This window comes from Oceanimonas pelagia (assembly GCF_030849025.1).
GTDB lineage: Bacteria > Pseudomonadota > Gammaproteobacteria > Enterobacterales > Aeromonadaceae > Oceanimonas > Oceanimonas pelagia.
Genome location: NZ_CP118224.1, coordinates 3,159,978 through 3,175,182, shown reverse-complemented (window position 1 = coordinate 3,175,182; position 15,205 = coordinate 3,159,978). Strand labels below are relative to the sequence as shown.

Sequence of the window (15,205 nt, the reverse complement as noted above, 5' to 3'; positions counted from 1 at the left end):
TTTCCTTCACATAGATGAAAGCACCAGCTTATAGCAAGGAGGTGTCGGGTTCATGCGAAACCTTGCGTTTTATGTACAAATGTCTTTACCTTGCATTGTGTTATAAAACCTTACCAAACAGATGTTTACATAGTTTTTTTTGAGAAAAGGAGTGAGTGGGAATGGAAAGCTGCAGGCTCAAAATACTAGCTCCGTCTATGGATCATGCTTCGTTAATGTTGGAGGCCATTCGTGAAAGCAAGGTCGAGCTGAGCCAGTTCCTGGATTGGGTCCCCTTTGCATTGACTGAAGAAGAGTCCTTAAAAAATACAGAGCGGGCCATTACTAACTTTGAGAAATTCGAAGACGAACTGCGGTTTTCACTTGTCGAGAAGGTGTCTGGCTGCTTTTTAGGTACAGTTGGGCTGATTATTCGTGACAAGGAAATCCCTTTCTTTGAGATTGGTTACTGGATAAGAAGCTCACATGCCGGCTCTGGCTATGTAACAGAAGCGGTAAAAGTGATCGAGAAGTACGCATTTGATGAACTTGGTGCCAGGAGAGTTGAGATAAAAATGGCCGTGGGTAACCACAAGAGTCGCGCAGTGGCAGAACGTTGTGGTTATGAACTTGAAGGTATTTTTCGCAATGATCGCAAGCTGCCAGACGGTCAAGTCAGCAGCACCATGGTGTATGCCAAAACCAAACCATGACAAATACTGGCTGTAGGCCCAAGTGGTAATGGGTTGGCTTTTTCAGGCCTGCAATACTCAAGAAACATCCCATCACTTCAAAGGCCACCATGCTCTTTCGTCTTGTACTGCTGTTTTCCTTGCTCTGCACCGGTTGTGGTGCGGCGAGTGAGTGGCGGCCGGCGGGGGAGCAAGGGCAAGCACTTTATCTGGTGGATCACGGCCGGCATGTGGGGCTGGTGCTGCCGGCGGCTGAGCTGCAGCGGCATTTGCCGGAATTGAAAGCAGCCTTTTCTGCCGCCCGTTTTATCGAGGTGGGCTGGGGCGACCGGGCCTTTTATCAGCATGAGCAAGGGGGGGCCGGGCTGGCGCTCAGGGCCCTGCTCTGGCCCACGGATACCGTGCTGCACCTGGTGCCGTTGTCGCAGTCACCGGCGGTGGCGTTTGCCGGGCTGCCGGTGCTGGAACTGGGCGTACCCCCCGCCAGCATGGAGCGGCTGCTGGGCGAGGTGGCGGCGTCCTTTGCCCGCAACGAGGCGGGCAATTTAAGGGACGTGGGCGCGGGGCGCTATGGCGGCGGCCGTTTTTATGCCTCGGTGGAGTCGTACCATTTGCTGCACACCTGCAACACCTGGGTGGCCCGGCGGCTGGTGGCGGCGGGGCTGCCCCTGCGCCCGGCGCTGGCGTTTACCGCCGGGGCACTGATGCGTCAGGCCCGTTCCGCCAAAGGGGAGTATGCTCAGGGGTATTCTTCACACAACTGACTGACCCATGCGCCGAGGCTCGTACCACCCGGATATGGATGACGCCACCATCAATATTCGCACCCTGAAAACGCTTGTTCCTTACCTGCTGGCCTACAAGGGCCGCATTGGCCTGGCGCTGTTGTGCCTGGTGGCGGCCAAGCTGGCCAGCGTGGGCCTGCCCTTTATTCTCAAATACATCGTCGATGGTATGGACTCCGCCGTCAGCACGGTAGTGGCGCTGCCCCTGGGGCTGCTGCTGGCCTATGGCACGGTACGCTTTGCCAATGTGCTGTTTGGCGAAATTCGCGATGCCCTGTTTGGCCGGGTTACCGAGCGGGCCATGCGCCGCATTGGCCTGAGTGTGTTCAACCACCTGCACCGGCTGGAGCTCGACTTTCACCTCAACCGCAGCACCGGCGGCCTGTCCCGCGACATAGAGCGGGGTGTGACCGGGGTGGGCTTTTTGCTGCGCTTTATGGTGTTCAATATCGTGCCTACCCTGCTGGAGATCGGCCTGGTCACGGCACTGCTGCTGATCAACTACTCGGTGTGGTTTGCGCTCATTACCCTGGGCGCCGTGGTGGTGTACGTGGCCTGGTCGGTGGTGGCCACCGACTGGCGCACCGGCTTTGTGCGCGCCGCCAACAAGGCCGACTCGCAGACCCACAGCCGGGCGGTAGACAGCCTGCTCAACTTTGAAACGGTGAAATACTTCAACAACGAGCAGTACGAGGCGGGCCGCTACGACCAGGATCTGGCGGAGTGGGAGCGGGCCCGGCGCAACAACCGGCTCAGCCTGTTTGCCCTGAACGGCGGCCAGGCGCTGATCATTGCCGTGGCCATGACCGCCATGATGATACTGGCGGGCCAGCAGGTGGTAGCGGGCACCATGACGTTGGGCGACTTTGTGCTGATCAACGCCTTTATGATGCAGCTGTTTCTGCCGCTGAATTTTCTCGGTTTTGTGTACCGGGAGATGAAGGGCTCGCTGGCCAACATTGAGCGCATGTTTGCGCTGCTGCGCCGCCGGCCGCAAATCAACGATGTGGAGCATGCGCCCGAGCTTAAGGTCTGCCGGGGCGAAATCGAGTTTCGTAACGTCAGCTTTGGCTATCGCCCCGACCGGCAGATTCTGCACGATCTGAGCTTTACCCTCAGGCCCCGGCAAAAGCTGGCGGTGGTGGGGGCCAGCGGCTCGGGCAAGTCCACCCTGGTGAAGCTGCTGTTTCGGTTTTACGAGGTGGGCGAGGGCGCCATTCTGATCGACGGTCAGGACATACGCAGCGTGAGCCAGGCCTCGCTGCGCCGGGCCATCGGCATAGTGCCGCAGGATACCGTGCTGTTTAACGCCTCCATTTACGACAACATCCGTTATGGCCGTATCGACGCCGGCGAGCAGGAGGTGAAAGAGGCCATTCGCCTGGCGCACCTGAGCGACTTTATTGCCAGCCTGCCCGAAGGCAGCGCCACCCTGGTGGGAGAGCGGGGTCTCAAACTCAGCGGCGGCGAAAAGCAGCGGGTGGCCATTGCCCGCACCATTCTGAAACGCCCGCCGATACTGGTGTTTGACGAGGCCACCTCGTCCCTGGACAGCCGCTCCGAACGCAGCATATTGCAGGCCATTCGCGAGGTATCCCGGGGCCAGAGCAGCCTGGTGATCGCTCACCGGCTGTCCACCATAGTGGACGCCGATCATATTCTGGTGATGCAGGACGGCCGCATTGCCGAGCAGGGCAATCACGCGCAGTTGCTGGCCAAAGCCGGGCTTTATGCCCAGCTCTGGTGGTTGCAACAACAGCAGCGGCGGCAGGCGGACGAGTGAATCAGCGGTTCACGTCCACCACCAGCCGGCCACGCACCCGGCCGGCCAGCAACGCATGCGCGGCGTCAATGGCTTCGCTCAGGCCAATTTCCCGGGTGTTTTGCTCCAGCAGGCCGGTGTCCAGCTCATCGGCCAGCCGGGCCCAGGCCTGCTCCCGCTCGCCCTGGGGCCGGGTCACGCTGTTAATGCCCAGCAGGGTCACGCCGCGCAGAATAAAGGGCGCCACGGTGGCCGGAAAGTCCATGCCCTGGGCCAGGCCACAGGCGGCCACCAGGCCGTCTTCCCGGGTCTGGGCGCAGGCATTGGCCAGGGTGTGACTGCCCACCGAGTCCACCACGGCGGCCCAGCGGGCCCTGGCCAGAGGTTTGCCGGGGGCGGAGAGTGCGTCTCTGGGCATGACCTCGGCGGCGCCCAGGGCGGTGAGGTAGTCCTTTTCTTCCATGCGGCCGGTGGAGGCCACTACCCGATAACCCCGTTGCGCCAGCAGCATAATGGCCAGGCTGCCCACGCCACCGCTGGCACCGGTGACCAGCACCTCGCCCTGCTCCGGGGTCAGGCCGTGGCGTTCCAGCGCCATCAGGCACAGCATGGCGGTGTAGCCGGCGGTGCCAATGGCCATGGCCTGACGGCCGCTGAGATTTTCCGGCAGCCGGGTCATCCAGCCCGCCTGCATCCGGGCCCGCTGGGCCAGCCCCCCCCAGTGCTGCTCGCCCACGCCCCAGCCGTTCACCAGCACCCGGTCACCGGGGCGCCACCGGTCACTCTTGCTGTGCTCCACCACACCGGCCAGGTCCACCCCCGGCACCATGGGGAAGCGGCGCACTATGGGGCCCTTGCCGGTTATGGCCAGGGCGTCCTTGTAGTTTAGGGTGCTCCACTCCACCCGTACTTCTACCTCGCCCTCGGGCAGATCGGCGGGTGCAAGCTGCGTGAGCGATGCCTGAGTGGTTTTATCATCAGTCTGATTGAGCAGAATGGCGTTGAACATGGTGTGGCTCCTTTATTTAGACCAGTCGTCTATAAATGGGTGTCAAAAAAGCCTCAGCGTGGCAGCCGGGCCAGAAACTCCTTGCCGAACAACGCCATGGGGGCATTGCTTTGTACTATGCGGGCCCGCTGCACGGCCCCTTCCCAGCCAATCCAGAACAGTTCGGCCAGCTGGTTGCAGTCGGCACCGGCGGCAATGTCACCCCGCTCGGCGGCCAGTTGCAGGCAGGTTGCCAGCCGTTGTTCCCAGTCTTGCAGTATGGTCTGCAACTGCTCGCGGTAACTGGCGGGCAGTATGGTCACTTCCTGGCACAGGTTGCCCACCAGGCAGCCGCGTTGATACTGGTGGCGGGCCATGCCGGCCATGGCATCCTGCATAAAATGCTCAATGCGCTGCAGGGGCGGAGTGGTCTCATCCAGCAGCCAGCGATCCAGCTTGGCGGCGAAATAGCCGGCGTAGCGCTCCATGATCGCCCGGCCAAAGGCTTCCTTGCTGTCGAAATAGTGGTAAAAGGAGCCCTTGGGCACGCCCACCCGTTTGAGCACGCCGTCGATGCCGGTGGCCACAAAGCCCTGCTCGGTCAATATCTCCACGCCGCAACGAATGAGGGCGTCGCGGGTGTCGGGGTTAGCGCGGGGCTGGCGCGGTGGCCGGCCCCGCCGTTTGGGTGTGAAAGCGTTCATGGCAATTAATTTAGACTGAGTGTCTATAAAATACAATGCACACAGGAGAAATACATGATTCGGGTCTACGCCGGGCTGGCGTTGTGGTATGGGTTGCTCAGCCTGATCACCTTTGGGGTTTACTGGTGGGACAAGCGCGCCGCCCGCCTGGGGCAGTGGCGAGTGCGCGAGCGCACCCTGCACGGGCTGGCGCTGCTGGGGGGTTGGCCCGGCGCCTGGCTGGCGCGGCACTGGCTGCGGCACAAGTCGCGCAAGCCGTCGTTTCAGGCGGTGTTCTGGCTGACGGTACTGCTTAATCTGCTGCTGCCGGTGGCGCTGTGGTGGGCGCGCTGGGAGTAATACCTATACTGGCAGAAGATCCTTTTTGCGGAAATCGCCATGCGCTCTCGTCTTTTTGCCATGCTGTTGCTCTTGCTGGTGGCGATACCGGCGCAGGCGCTGACCTTTGCCCCGGCCGATATGCTGGGCTGGCAACAAAAGCGCTTTGCGGGCCGCACCCATTACCGGCTGGTGCCCGACCCCGAGCTGGGGCGGCAGGTGCTGCGGGCCGAGAGCCGGGGGGCGGCCTCGGGGCTGTTTTACGAAGGGCGCATCGATCTGCAGGCCACCCCCTGGCTCAGCTGGCAATGGCGGGTGGAGCGGTTTGCGGGCACCGCCCGCGAGCAGACCAAGGCCGGCGACGACTTTGCGCTGCGGGTCTATGTGGTGGTGCGCGACGGCTGGACCCGGCTCAGCAGCCGGGCCATCAGTTATGTGTGGACCCGGGAGCTGCCGGCGGGGCGGCACTGGCCCAATCCCTTTGCCGGCAACCAGGCCATGATGCTGGCGCTGCAGCAGGGGCCCAATCCGGGCTGGGTGCGGGAAAAACGCAACCTCAGGGAGGATTTGCGCCGGTTGTTCGGCAAGGATTTTCGCTACCTTGAAGGCGTGGCCGTCATGACCGACGCCGACAACGGTGGCGGCACCGCTGTCGGCTATTATGGCGATCTGGTCTTCAGCCGGGAATAACGGCGCTCAGTTCACCCACTCCAGTTTGCGGTAATCCATGCGGTTGCTGGTAGGGGAATCCTCTATCGCCAGCACCTCGGCGCGCTTATACAGCAGCATATAGCCGGCACAGGCAAAGAACAGCCCGATCACCAGCGCGCCCACCCACTGGATCTCCAGAAAGTCGAGCCGGAACAGCAGGGTCAGCGCGGCCAGCACCACCAGGTTGCCGGCGAAATAACGCACCTTGCCCAGCCGGGACACCGACAGGCCGAGGTTGTCGGTATAAAGCCGTATCAGCGAGTCGAGCGAGTTGATCACCATGGAGATGCCCACCACCACCATGGCCCAGTTAAAGAAACCGGCGGTGCTCAGCTCGTTGATGTGGAAGTAATAGAGCACGCTGAACCAGGTGCCGATGGCCAGAGACGGAAAGATCAGCATGGCCGCCAGCAGTTGCCAGGTGCGCAGGCCACCCACAAACCGGGCGGTAAACTGGCCGATCATGATGCTCCAGGAGAACCACCAGTACAGATAGAACTCGTGGTAGTCATTGATGGGCAGCACAAAGCGGTGCAGGTTGCCGAAATAGTCCCCCAGCAGGGCAAAGGTGCCGGCGAATTCGGCCAGGGCATTGCCGGTGCCGATAAAGGCGCTGCCCCCCATGACGGCAATCAGGGCGATGAACAGCCAGCTGGTGCCCAGGCTGAGGATTTTCACGTAACGCAGGCTGGTGCTGGAATACACGGCGGCGGCGATTACCAGCAGTACGATCAGGTAGAAGCTGCCCACCACACGGCTGCCGTCGCCCACGTCCGGCATGTACCAGGGCAGGTTGCTCAGCAGCAAAAAGGCGGTAAAGGCGCAGGTGCCGATGATCACCATGTTGTTGATGAACTTGACCGGCGCCAGCTCAAAAAAGCCTGTCCGCGGCTCGATCACACAGAAATAGAAGCAGGTCAGAAAGTAGAAGCCCCAGATCAGAAAGCCCCAGAAGCCGAACTCGATGGCCAGCGGGTTGCTGAAGCCATACTCCGGACTGGCGGCCAGATCGGCGTAGCCGGCGAACTCGGTGAGCGGGAACATGATCAGGCCCACGTCCAGGCCGGAGGTAAAGAGAATGGCGATAAAGGTGAAGGTGCGTACCGGGGTGACGCCGATGCAGCGAATGTTGCCCCAGCGGTAAAGGATCAGGGCGATGGCGGCGAAGGTAAGCAGGATCCCTGCAGACAGCAATGTGGTCATTGTTGCTCGCCCCCGATTATTTCCTTATTTATCAAAGACACTGTGTTTTCTCCTGTTGTTGGTACACAAAAGAAGCGTCCATCTGCGCAGTAAGGCGCAGATCAGGTCTTAACTATCGCCCGGTCGGCGGCGGATGCTGCGATTGCGATAGGTAAAAACTGAATGGTCGCTCTGGCCGGGCTGAAACACTCCTTTACGCGGGCGGCACGGGGTCTGCCCGGTTGCCGCCGTTGTATCGTGTGGCGTGTTGCACCGGTGCGTACAATTCATTAATTGAACGTTCAATTAATTGTGAGTAGCCTAAAGGTTAGGGGTGTAATGATCAACCTTTGAGGGTGGTAAATGTGAACCTGTGAATCAGGGTGGAGTATAACTGATTGTTTACTGGTGCATTGTTCCTGGCGGTGCGTTCGGTGAACCCACATTATTTGATTAGTGTCGTTATGTTTTTTTGGTGGTGCGCCTCAGCGCACCACCAGCACAGAGACTTCGGCATGACTGGCCACGTAGCCGGCGTTGGAGGCAAACAGGTGCTCGGCCAGGCCGGGCACGTGCGAGGCCATGACCACCAGATCGGCGCCACTGGCTTTCACCGCCTTGAGTAGGGTCCGGTCGAGATCCACCGCCGGATCCGGGCTGATGCAGGCCCGGCTGCTCACCTCGCGCAGCCGGTGTCTGGCCGCCTGCTCGCTGGCAAAGCGCTTCAGCTTTTGTTCAAACTCCTGCGGATTGTGTGCCACCTCGCCGGGGGCGCTGGACGACACGCCCACATAACACACGGGAATATCATACAGCCGGGCCAGATCGGCACCCGTGTTCAGGGCTTTTTCAAGCCGGTCGGCGTGAGCCAGGTCGACGGGAATCATGATGTGCTGATACATGCAGGGCTCCTTGTTGCGGTGAGTGTCAAGGTCTCTTCACAGTATTGCAGAGGCTGAATGTGGTGGGATCATTTGTGAGGCGGATCCTGTTAGCGGAATGTTGCAAACCGGCTTTAACGGGATTGCGCTAGATTCCGGTGAATGAGTGATATACCGTTGATTGCCAATTGAAAATGGAGCCTTTTGAGCACTTCTCTTACTTACCAGGAGCAAAGCAATGTTGAAAACAGCACTGATCATGAGCGCCGGCCTGTTTGCCGCCTCCGTTTCTGCCCAGGCCAACCTGTTCAAGCCCGAAGACGCGGTGAAATATCGCCAGTCCCTGTATCAGGTGATGGCCGCCCAGGCAGGGGTGATTGGTGGCATGGCCAAGGGCGACATCGACTTTGACGCCGCCGCCCTGCACCAGCGCGCCATTAACATGAGCAACGCCGCCAGCCTGCTGGGCGAAACCTATTTCCCCGAAACCCGGGGTGTGGCAGCCAGCAACATGCTGGACAAGGGCTGGGAAGACCGGGAAGGTATGCAGGCCAAGGGCAAGGACTTTGGCGAAGCCCTGAAGAATCTGGTGCAGGTGTCCGGTGAAGAAGGCTTTGATCAGGCCCAGGCGCGCCAGGCGGCCGGTGCCCTGTTCAAAACCTGCAAGGGCTGCCACGACGAATATCGCAAGGACTAAGGCGCTGCCCTCTGGCCAATAAAAAACGCCGGGGCTTGCCCCGGCGTTTTTTTTATTTACAACTGAAATAATGCCGTCACCGTGCCCCAGGCGACGCCGGCGGTCAGCGCAAAGCGCACCCAGGGAAAGCGGTGCGCTTGTTGCAGGTGATCCGCGACCCGCCCGGCGGGGGCCTGCTTGCGACCGGTGATCATGGGGCCCACCAGGTTTTCTCCCCGCAGCCGGTAAAGCAGCACGGCACACACATGCAGCCCCACCAGCACCAGCAGGCCCCAGTAAAACCAGCGCTTGTGCCAGCGGGTCATCTGCTCGGCGGTGTCACCGCTCACATAGTCGTAAAGCGGGCCGGTATAGAAGATGTCGTCGGTGGCAAAGAGCCCGGTGCCGCCCTGCAGCAGCAGGCCGCCCAGCAGCACCAGCACCATGACGCCGCCCAGGGGGTTATGGCTGAGGTAGACGGGTTTTTGCGGGCGCAGGCTGGCGCGCACATAGGCCAGCACATGGCGCGGGTGATAGAGAAAGTGGTTAAAGCGGGCGTAGGGGGTGCCCACAAAGCCCCAGATCACCCGGTAGAGCAGCAGCCCCAGCAGCAGCTGGGCAAACAGCATGTGTTTGTCCATGTCTTCACCGGCGTAATACCACAGCAGGCCCAGCAGCGCCGGCAGGCTCCAGTGAAACAGGCGTACCGACCAGTCCCAGACGTGAACCGGGGAAGAAGGGGATGTGCTCATAGCAAGGGGTCTCCGCGTGCCCAGCCACCCGGCAGCGGGCGGCTTGGTATGGCCATGTAATGCAGCGAGGGTGCCAAAATAAAACATCCCGGTAAAGACCGGGATGTTCAATGGCGGCTGGGGCACTGTTACTGCGCTTGCTCGGACTGCCTGGCACGGATTTCGTTCAGGGCCTGCTCCAGCCCCTGGCGATATTGATTGCGGGTGAGGGCGTCGATTTCCTGCCACTTCTCCCGAGGGGCAAAGTCGACCTGGGTTTCGGTGACCACGTCCTGGCCCTGCAGGGCAATCCAGCGCGGATCGTAGTTGCGGGTTTGCTCGCTGTCCCACTTCAGCACCTGGTTGACAATGGCCTTGAGCCGCTCCGGGTTACCCAGGGAGTGGGGGCCGATGCGAACGCCAAAACGCTGATTCAGCCGGCTGACGGCGGCGTGGGTGGTTTCGTCGCCCGACTTGTTGGCGTCGCTGCGGGCGCGCAGCTGGGCGGCGTAATACCAGAAGGTGCCCTGATCCTGATAGTCGTTGTCGAACATGATGGCCGACATCAGATACAGCACCGGCGGCGCATAGTCGTTGGGGCGCTGCAAAATGGTGTTGATGGTGTCGGCCTTGCCGCCGGTGATGTCGTCCATTGCCTGCTGCGAGCGGCTGACGTCGATCTGGGCAAACTCGCCCTTGGGGGTAACGGGGCCCTGTTCCTGAGCGCCGTTCCGGGTGCTTTGGCTTGGAGTGTCGGCCTTGGCATCGGCGCCGGCGTCGGGTTTGCCGGCACAGGCGGCCAGCAGGGCGCAGAGCAGCAGCGGGCTGAGTTTTTTCATGGTGTGGTCTCTTGAAAATGTAATATAACCAGCAAAGCGGGAAACGCCGGGCAAGTCAAGAGTGAGACTCATTTTGGTCTTTTGTGGGTGACCGAGCGCGGCTGTTTCTGCCACAGCAGGCGAATATCCTGGCGGTAGGAGGCGGGAATGCTGCGGGAGCACATCAGCACCACCTCGTTGCCCCGGCGAAAGCCGCGAATGGTGCCTCTCAGGGTACGGGCGTCGTGCACCATTTGCCGGCAGTGCTGCAGCAGATCGGGAGGAGGGGTGCCGCGTTTCACCCTGAGCTGTTCACCCTGAATGGTGATGCAGAAGCTTTCCTGACGCCGGCGCAGCAGATAGAGCAGCGCAAACAGCAAGGCGGAGGTTGCGGCCAGTGTGCCAAACATGGTTTTCTTCCCTGAAAACATTGAATGCAAAATGATGACATTTTGAACGCCAAAGGCAATCACTTCCGTGCAAAAAATACGAATCGCCAGCTTTAATGTGGCGCTGGATCGCAGTGCGCCCGGCGCCCTGGCCGCCGAAATTGGGGGGCAGGGCAGCCCGCAACTGCGCCATGTGGCCGCCATGGTGCGGCGTGTGCGGCCCGACATTGTTCTGCTGAACGAATTCGACCATACCGGAGATGCCGGCGACAGCCGTCATCTCTCGGCCTTTGCCGAGCATTATCTGGCGGCGGGCGAGCACGGTATTGACTACCCCTACCGCTATCTGGCGCCGGTCAACACCGGGCTGACCGGGCCGCTGGCGCTCGACGGCGGCCCGGTGCCGGTGTTGCCGCAAGACGGGCTGGGCTTTGGCGCCTTTCACGGCCAGTACGGCTTTGCCATCTTGTCACGGTTTCCGCTGGATACCGGCAGCGTGCGCACATTTCGTCGGTTTTTATGGCAAAGCATGCCCGGCGCCCGCCTGCCTCGGCTCGATGGTGAGCCTTACTACGGTCCCGAGGTGCTGGCGTTTTTGCCGCTGTCGTCGAAAAACCATGTTGATGTGCCGGTGCGCCTGCCCGGCGGCCGGGTGCTGCATCTGCTCGCCAGCCATCCGGCGCCGCCCATCGATGAGGGCCCGGAGCGGCGCAACAGCTGCCGCAATCACGACGAACTGCGGCTCTGGCACGATTACATTCGCCCGGGGAAGGGGGACTATCTGGTGGACGATGATGGCGCACGGGGCGGGCTCGAGGCCGGTGCCGATTTTGTGATCCTGGGCGATCTGAACGCGGATCCAGTGGACGGCAACGGCTTTCGCTCCCGGACCCGCGCCCTGCTGGCAGATCCATTGCTGCATCAGGCGGTCAGCCGGGGGCGGCTGCGGCCGGCATCGGCGGGTGCCCGCCGGTTGCGAACCTTCGAACCGCGCCGGGGCCACCCGGGTTACTGGACCCATGTCAACGGTCTGCGGCTGGATTATGTGCTGCCCGGGGCCGGGCTCAGGGCGCTGGCCAGCGGCGTGCACTGGCCCACGCCGGAGCAGGACGAGGCCGGCTGGTTCTGGCGCGGCCAGGGCCGCCCGGCGCGGCGCGCCCTGGGGTCGGATCACCGCTTGGTGTGGGTGGACATCGCCTTGTGATGTGAGAGTCTTCACGCTTTCACGGTGCTGAAAATCAATAACGGGAGCAATATCAAACATTGGGGATGAAAGGCTGGGAAACGACCATTTTTAACGATTAAATGCTTCGCGAGACCCTAGATTGCTTTCGAAGTTTCAGTCGTCCGGGATGGTGACCCGGAGATTTCGCTGAATTTCTTCATATCGGGGCAGGCCGTTTGGCCTGCCCCTTTTTTCGTTCGTTTTTCACGCTTCCTCCTGCCCGTTACCGCGCCGTTCCGGCCGTCGTGTTCATGGGCTCCCGTCACTCTGCGCCAATACGTCTCTCTTTTCACATTGGTGGAATAAGCGCATTTAAATTGCCATTATTTCTCACATTCTGAGAATTAAGTTTTACACCGGTCGCTTTCTGAGCGAAGGTCGCGGCCCCAGGAGGACGTTATGGCTGAAAAAACACCATCCCAGGACAAGGTTTTTGCACTGCTGTCGGCACTGGCCGTGGCCCCGGAGCCGCTTACCGCCCGGGCCCTGGCCGAGCACACCGGGCTGCCGCTGTCGAGCACCTATCGTTACCTGGGTACCCTGGCGCGCTGGTCGCTGGTGCAGGAGCGCCACAGCGGCCATTACGCCCCCGGCCCCATGGCGGTGCAGCTGGCGGCGGGCTTTGAGCAGCACAACAGCGTGCTCACCTGGGCCCGCCCTCTGCTCAGCGAGCTGGCGGTGCGCACCGGGGAAAGTGCCGCCCTGATGATGCTGTCGGGCCGCCGCGCCCTGTGCGTGGAAATGATCGACAGCCCCCAGGCCCTGCGCTGCTGCTATCAGAAGGGCCATTCCCAGCCGCTGCTGCGGGGGGCCAGCGCCAAGGCGCTGCTGGCCTTTGCCGATGAGACCTTGCGCGAGGCGGTGCTGGCCGACCTGGCCCCCGCCGACCAGGCAACGCTGCGGGCCGAGCTGGCCCGCGTGAGTGAGCAGGGTTACGCAGTGTCGGAAGGGGAGATAGACCAGAATATCTGGGGGGTGAGCGTGCCGGTGCTGAGCAGCCGGGAGCACCTGCTGGGCGGCATCAGCCTGATGGCGCCGGCCGAGCGGGTGGGCACCGCCGCCGGCCAGTGGATTCGCTGGACCTGTGACGCCGCCCAGCGCCTGGGCGCCATGAGTTACTGAACCAATATGCAGGAGTCAACCATGAAGCAAACCACCTACAAACTGGCCGACATGAACGTATGGCAGGGCCGTGTTGATACCGAAGAAGGCCCCCTGGCCCGGCGCTGGCATCAGCAGGTGCAGTCGCTGGCCGGATCGTCTCCGGCCGGGGTGGCGCTGCTTGGCTTTTGCAGCGACGCCGGCGTGCGCCGCAACCAGGGCAATCCCGGCGCCGCCCAGGGCCCCAGGGCCCTGCGGGCCGCCGCCGCCAACCTGTCGTGGCACGGCGAGCAGCCGCTGTACGACGCCGGTGATGTGATTTGCCATGAAGACGAGCTGGAGCTGGCCCAGTCGCTCTATGCCGAACAGGTGGCCCGGCTGCTCGGTGCCGGCCACCGGGTAGTCGGCCTGGGCGGCGGCCATGAAATTGCCTATGGCAGCTTTACCGGTCTGATGCGGCACCTGCAGGATCAGCCGGCACTGCCCCGGGTGGGCATCATCAACTTCGACGCCCATCTGGATCTGCGCCGCTCCGCCCGGGCCAGCTCCGGCACGCCCTTTAACCAGTGCGCCCTGCTGTGCGAGCAGCTGGGCACGCCTTTTCACTACACCTGCATTGGTGTGAGCCGCTGCCACAATACGGCGGCGCTGTTTGAACGGGCCGGGCAGCTGAACACCCGCATTGTGCTGGATGAACAGCTGACCAGCTGGAACCCGGTGCCCATGTTCGACGCCCTGGACCAGGCCCTGGCCGAGGTAGACCTGATTTACCTGACCATTTGCCTGGATGTATTGCCCGCCAGCCTGGCCCCCGGCGTGAGTGCGCCGGCGGTGCGGGGCATGGACATGGGTCTGCTGGAAGCGGCGCTGGAGCGCATTCTTGCCAGCAACAAGGTGATGATGGCCGATATTGCCGAGCTCAATCCGGCCCGTGATCACCAGTCTCTCACGGCCCGCGTGGCCGCCCGTCTGTTGGCCCGGCTCACCGGCTGACAGACCCCTCAAGCTGTATCTATAGGGAAGTTTTATGAACGTGATTTCATTCGATGTGATGACCACCACCACCCTGGCGGCGCTGCTGCTGATGCTGGGCATGTATCTGCAACGGCGCATTCCGGTGCTGCACCAGCTGTGCGTGCCGGCCCCGGTGATCGGTGGCTTTGGCTTTGCCGTGTTCGCCTGGCTGGCCCGGGACTGGGCCCAGGTGGAGTTTCAGTTCGATCTGGCGCTGCAAAGCCCGCTGATGATCGCTTTTTTTGCCACCGTGGGCCTGGGCGGCAGCCTGGCGCTGCTGAAAAAGGGCGGCAAGGTGCTGGGGGTGTACCTGGTGGCCTGCTGGTTGCTGGCACTGATGCAGAATGGCATCGGCATCGGCATTGCCTCTGCGCTGGGTGAGCACCCGCTGCTGGGCCTGATGGCCGGTGCGGTGTCGCTGGAAGGTGGCTTTGGCGCCGCCGCCGCTTTTGGTCCCGAGGCCGAGGCGCTGGGGGTAACCGGTGCCACCACGGCGGCGCTGGCGGCGGCCACCTTTGGCATGGTGGCCGGCGGCCTGCTGGGTGCGCCCGTGGCCCGGCTGCTGATCAAGCGCCATGGCGTGGTCATTGAGGCCGAGCAGGTGCATGAGCTGGAAGCGCTGAAAGAGTCGGAAAAGCCGAGCCGCGAGCCGGTGACCGGCACCCTGCTGCTGAAGAGCGTGGCCCTGGTGCTGTGTACCATGGTGGTGGGCCTGTGGCTGAGCGGTAACCTGCGTGAGCAGTTCGACATTATTCTGCCGTCCTACGTGGGCGCCATGTTTGTGGCCATTCTGATCCGCAACCTGAATGAAGTGGTGCGGCTGCTGCCGCTGTCCGACAGCGCCAACAACGTGATCGGGGACTTCTGCCTGGGCATCTTCCTGACCATGGCGATGATGTCGCTGAAACTGTGGCAGCTGGCGGATCTGGGCGGCTCGCTGCTGATCATCCTGGTTATTCAGACCCTGGCGATTATCATGCTGGCCTACTTCCTGATGTTCCGGCTGATGGGTGGCAACTACGACGCCGCCGTGCTCTGTGCCGGTTTTGTGGGCCATGGTCTGGGCGCTACTCCCAATGCCGTGGCCAACATGGGGGCGGTGTGCGACCGTTACCGGGTGTTCTCCCACAAGGCTTTTATCGTGGCCCCCTTGTGCGGTGCCGTGCTGATCGACATTGTGGCCATTCCTGCCATTACCTGGTGCCTGAACGTGTTCGGTTGAGCCTGAATTTCCGCATAAAAAAGGCCG

At 61.9% G+C, this 15,205-nt stretch carries 17 protein-coding genes; 10 read left to right on the top strand and 7 right to left on the bottom strand.

Annotation, left to right across the window (positions count from 1 at the left end):
• The first annotated feature begins 161 nt into the window (after positions 1 to 161).
• The 3 genes from PU634_RS15230 to PU634_RS15220 all read left to right on the top strand — a co-directional run bounded on the left by PU634_RS15230 (position 162) and on the right by PU634_RS15220 (position 3,239).
• Positions 162 to 692, top strand: a complete 531-nt coding sequence (locus tag PU634_RS15230; RefSeq protein WP_306761613.1) for a GNAT family N-acetyltransferase — start codon at positions 162 to 164, stop codon at positions 690 to 692.
• 89 nt (positions 693 to 781) lie between these two features.
• Positions 782 to 1,435, top strand: a complete 654-nt coding sequence (locus PU634_RS15225) for a DUF2459 domain-containing protein (protein WP_306761612.1) — start codon at positions 782 to 784, stop codon at positions 1,433 to 1,435.
• Between the two features lie 7 nt (positions 1,436 to 1,442).
• On the top strand, positions 1,443 to 3,239 hold the full coding sequence (locus PU634_RS15220; protein ID WP_306761611.1) for an ABCB family ABC transporter ATP-binding protein/permease: 1,797 nt from the start codon (positions 1,443 to 1,445) through the stop codon (positions 3,237 to 3,239).
• A gap of 1 nt (position 3,240) precedes the next feature.
• Here PU634_RS15220 and acuI read toward each other — a convergent pair whose 3' ends face one another.
• A complete protein-coding gene (gene acuI, locus PU634_RS15215) occupies positions 3,241 to 4,227 on the bottom strand; it encodes an acrylyl-CoA reductase (NADPH) (protein WP_306761610.1) in 987 nt (328 codons plus the stop codon).
• Between the two features lie 53 nt (positions 4,228 to 4,280).
• Positions 4,281 to 4,910 carry an acrylate utilization transcriptional regulator AcuR gene (acuR, locus tag PU634_RS15210; protein ID WP_306761609.1) on the bottom strand — a complete coding sequence of 210 codons (630 nt, stop codon included), beginning with the start codon at positions 4,908 to 4,910 and terminating at the stop codon, positions 4,281 to 4,283.
• Positions 4,911 to 4,964: 54 nt separating this feature from the next.
• Between acuR and PU634_RS15205 the strand changes: the two genes are divergently transcribed.
• Positions 4,965 to 5,249, top strand: a complete 285-nt coding sequence (locus PU634_RS15205; RefSeq protein ID WP_306761608.1) for a DUF1294 domain-containing protein — start codon at positions 4,965 to 4,967, stop codon at positions 5,247 to 5,249.
• A 39-nt stretch (positions 5,250 to 5,288) separates the two neighbouring features.
• The gene (locus tag PU634_RS15200) at positions 5,289 to 5,918 is read left to right on the top strand and encodes a DUF3047 domain-containing protein (protein WP_306761607.1); all 630 of its coding nucleotides are present in this window, start codon (positions 5,289 to 5,291) and stop codon (positions 5,916 to 5,918) included.
• A 6-nt stretch (positions 5,919 to 5,924) separates the two neighbouring features.
• On the opposite strand, the gene PU634_RS15195 is transcribed toward PU634_RS15200, so the two are convergent.
• Both PU634_RS15195 and PU634_RS15190 read right to left on the bottom strand, forming a co-directional pair.
• Positions 5,925 to 7,142: a BCCT family transporter gene (locus tag PU634_RS15195; protein ID WP_306761606.1), complete on the bottom strand. Its 1,218-nt coding sequence runs from the start codon at positions 7,140 to 7,142 to the stop codon at positions 5,925 to 5,927.
• A gap of 464 nt (positions 7,143 to 7,606) precedes the next feature.
• Entirely contained in the window at positions 7,607 to 8,023 is a 417-nt protein-coding gene (locus PU634_RS15190) for a universal stress protein (RefSeq protein ID WP_306761605.1), read from the bottom strand.
• A 217-nt stretch (positions 8,024 to 8,240) separates the two neighbouring features.
• On the opposite strand from PU634_RS15190, the gene PU634_RS15185 reads away from it, so the two are divergent.
• Positions 8,241 to 8,699 (top strand): c-type cytochrome, encoded by a 459-nt coding sequence (locus PU634_RS15185; RefSeq protein WP_306761604.1) that lies wholly within the window; start codon positions 8,241 to 8,243, stop codon positions 8,697 to 8,699.
• A 56-nt stretch (positions 8,700 to 8,755) separates the two neighbouring features.
• On the opposite strand, the gene PU634_RS15180 is transcribed toward PU634_RS15185, so the two are convergent.
• The 3 genes from PU634_RS15180 to PU634_RS15170 all read right to left on the bottom strand — a co-directional run bounded on the left by PU634_RS15180 (position 8,756) and on the right by PU634_RS15170 (position 10,637).
• Positions 8,756 to 9,430 (bottom strand): cytochrome b/b6 domain-containing protein, encoded by a 675-nt coding sequence (locus tag PU634_RS15180; RefSeq protein WP_306761603.1) that lies wholly within the window; start codon positions 9,428 to 9,430, stop codon positions 8,756 to 8,758.
• A 128-nt stretch (positions 9,431 to 9,558) separates the two neighbouring features.
• A complete protein-coding gene (locus PU634_RS15175) occupies positions 9,559 to 10,248 on the bottom strand; it encodes a hypothetical protein (RefSeq protein WP_306761602.1) in 690 nt (229 codons plus the stop codon).
• Between the two features lie 68 nt (positions 10,249 to 10,316).
• Entirely contained in the window at positions 10,317 to 10,637 is a 321-nt protein-coding gene (locus tag PU634_RS15170) for a DUF3634 family protein (protein WP_306761601.1), read from the bottom strand.
• A gap of 67 nt (positions 10,638 to 10,704) precedes the next feature.
• Here PU634_RS15170 and PU634_RS15165 point away from each other — a divergent pair, with 67 nt between their 5' ends.
• From PU634_RS15165 to gltS, 4 genes are all read left to right on the top strand, one after another.
• A complete protein-coding gene (locus tag PU634_RS15165) occupies positions 10,705 to 11,820 on the top strand; it encodes an endonuclease/exonuclease/phosphatase family protein (RefSeq protein WP_306761600.1) in 1,116 nt (371 codons plus the stop codon).
• A gap of 420 nt (positions 11,821 to 12,240) precedes the next feature.
• Positions 12,241 to 12,963: an IclR family transcriptional regulator gene (locus PU634_RS15160; RefSeq protein WP_306761599.1), complete on the top strand. Its 723-nt coding sequence runs from the start codon at positions 12,241 to 12,243 to the stop codon at positions 12,961 to 12,963.
• Positions 12,964 to 12,984: 21 nt separating this feature from the next.
• Positions 12,985 to 13,935, top strand: coding sequence for a formimidoylglutamase (hutG, locus tag PU634_RS15155; RefSeq protein ID WP_306761598.1), 951 nt, complete (start codon positions 12,985 to 12,987; stop codon positions 13,933 to 13,935).
• Positions 13,936 to 13,969: 34 nt separating this feature from the next.
• Positions 13,970 to 15,178 carry a sodium/glutamate symporter gene (gltS, locus tag PU634_RS15150; RefSeq protein ID WP_306761597.1) on the top strand — a complete coding sequence of 403 codons (1,209 nt, stop codon included), beginning with the start codon at positions 13,970 to 13,972 and terminating at the stop codon, positions 15,176 to 15,178.
• Positions 15,179 to 15,205: the final 27 nt, after the last annotated feature.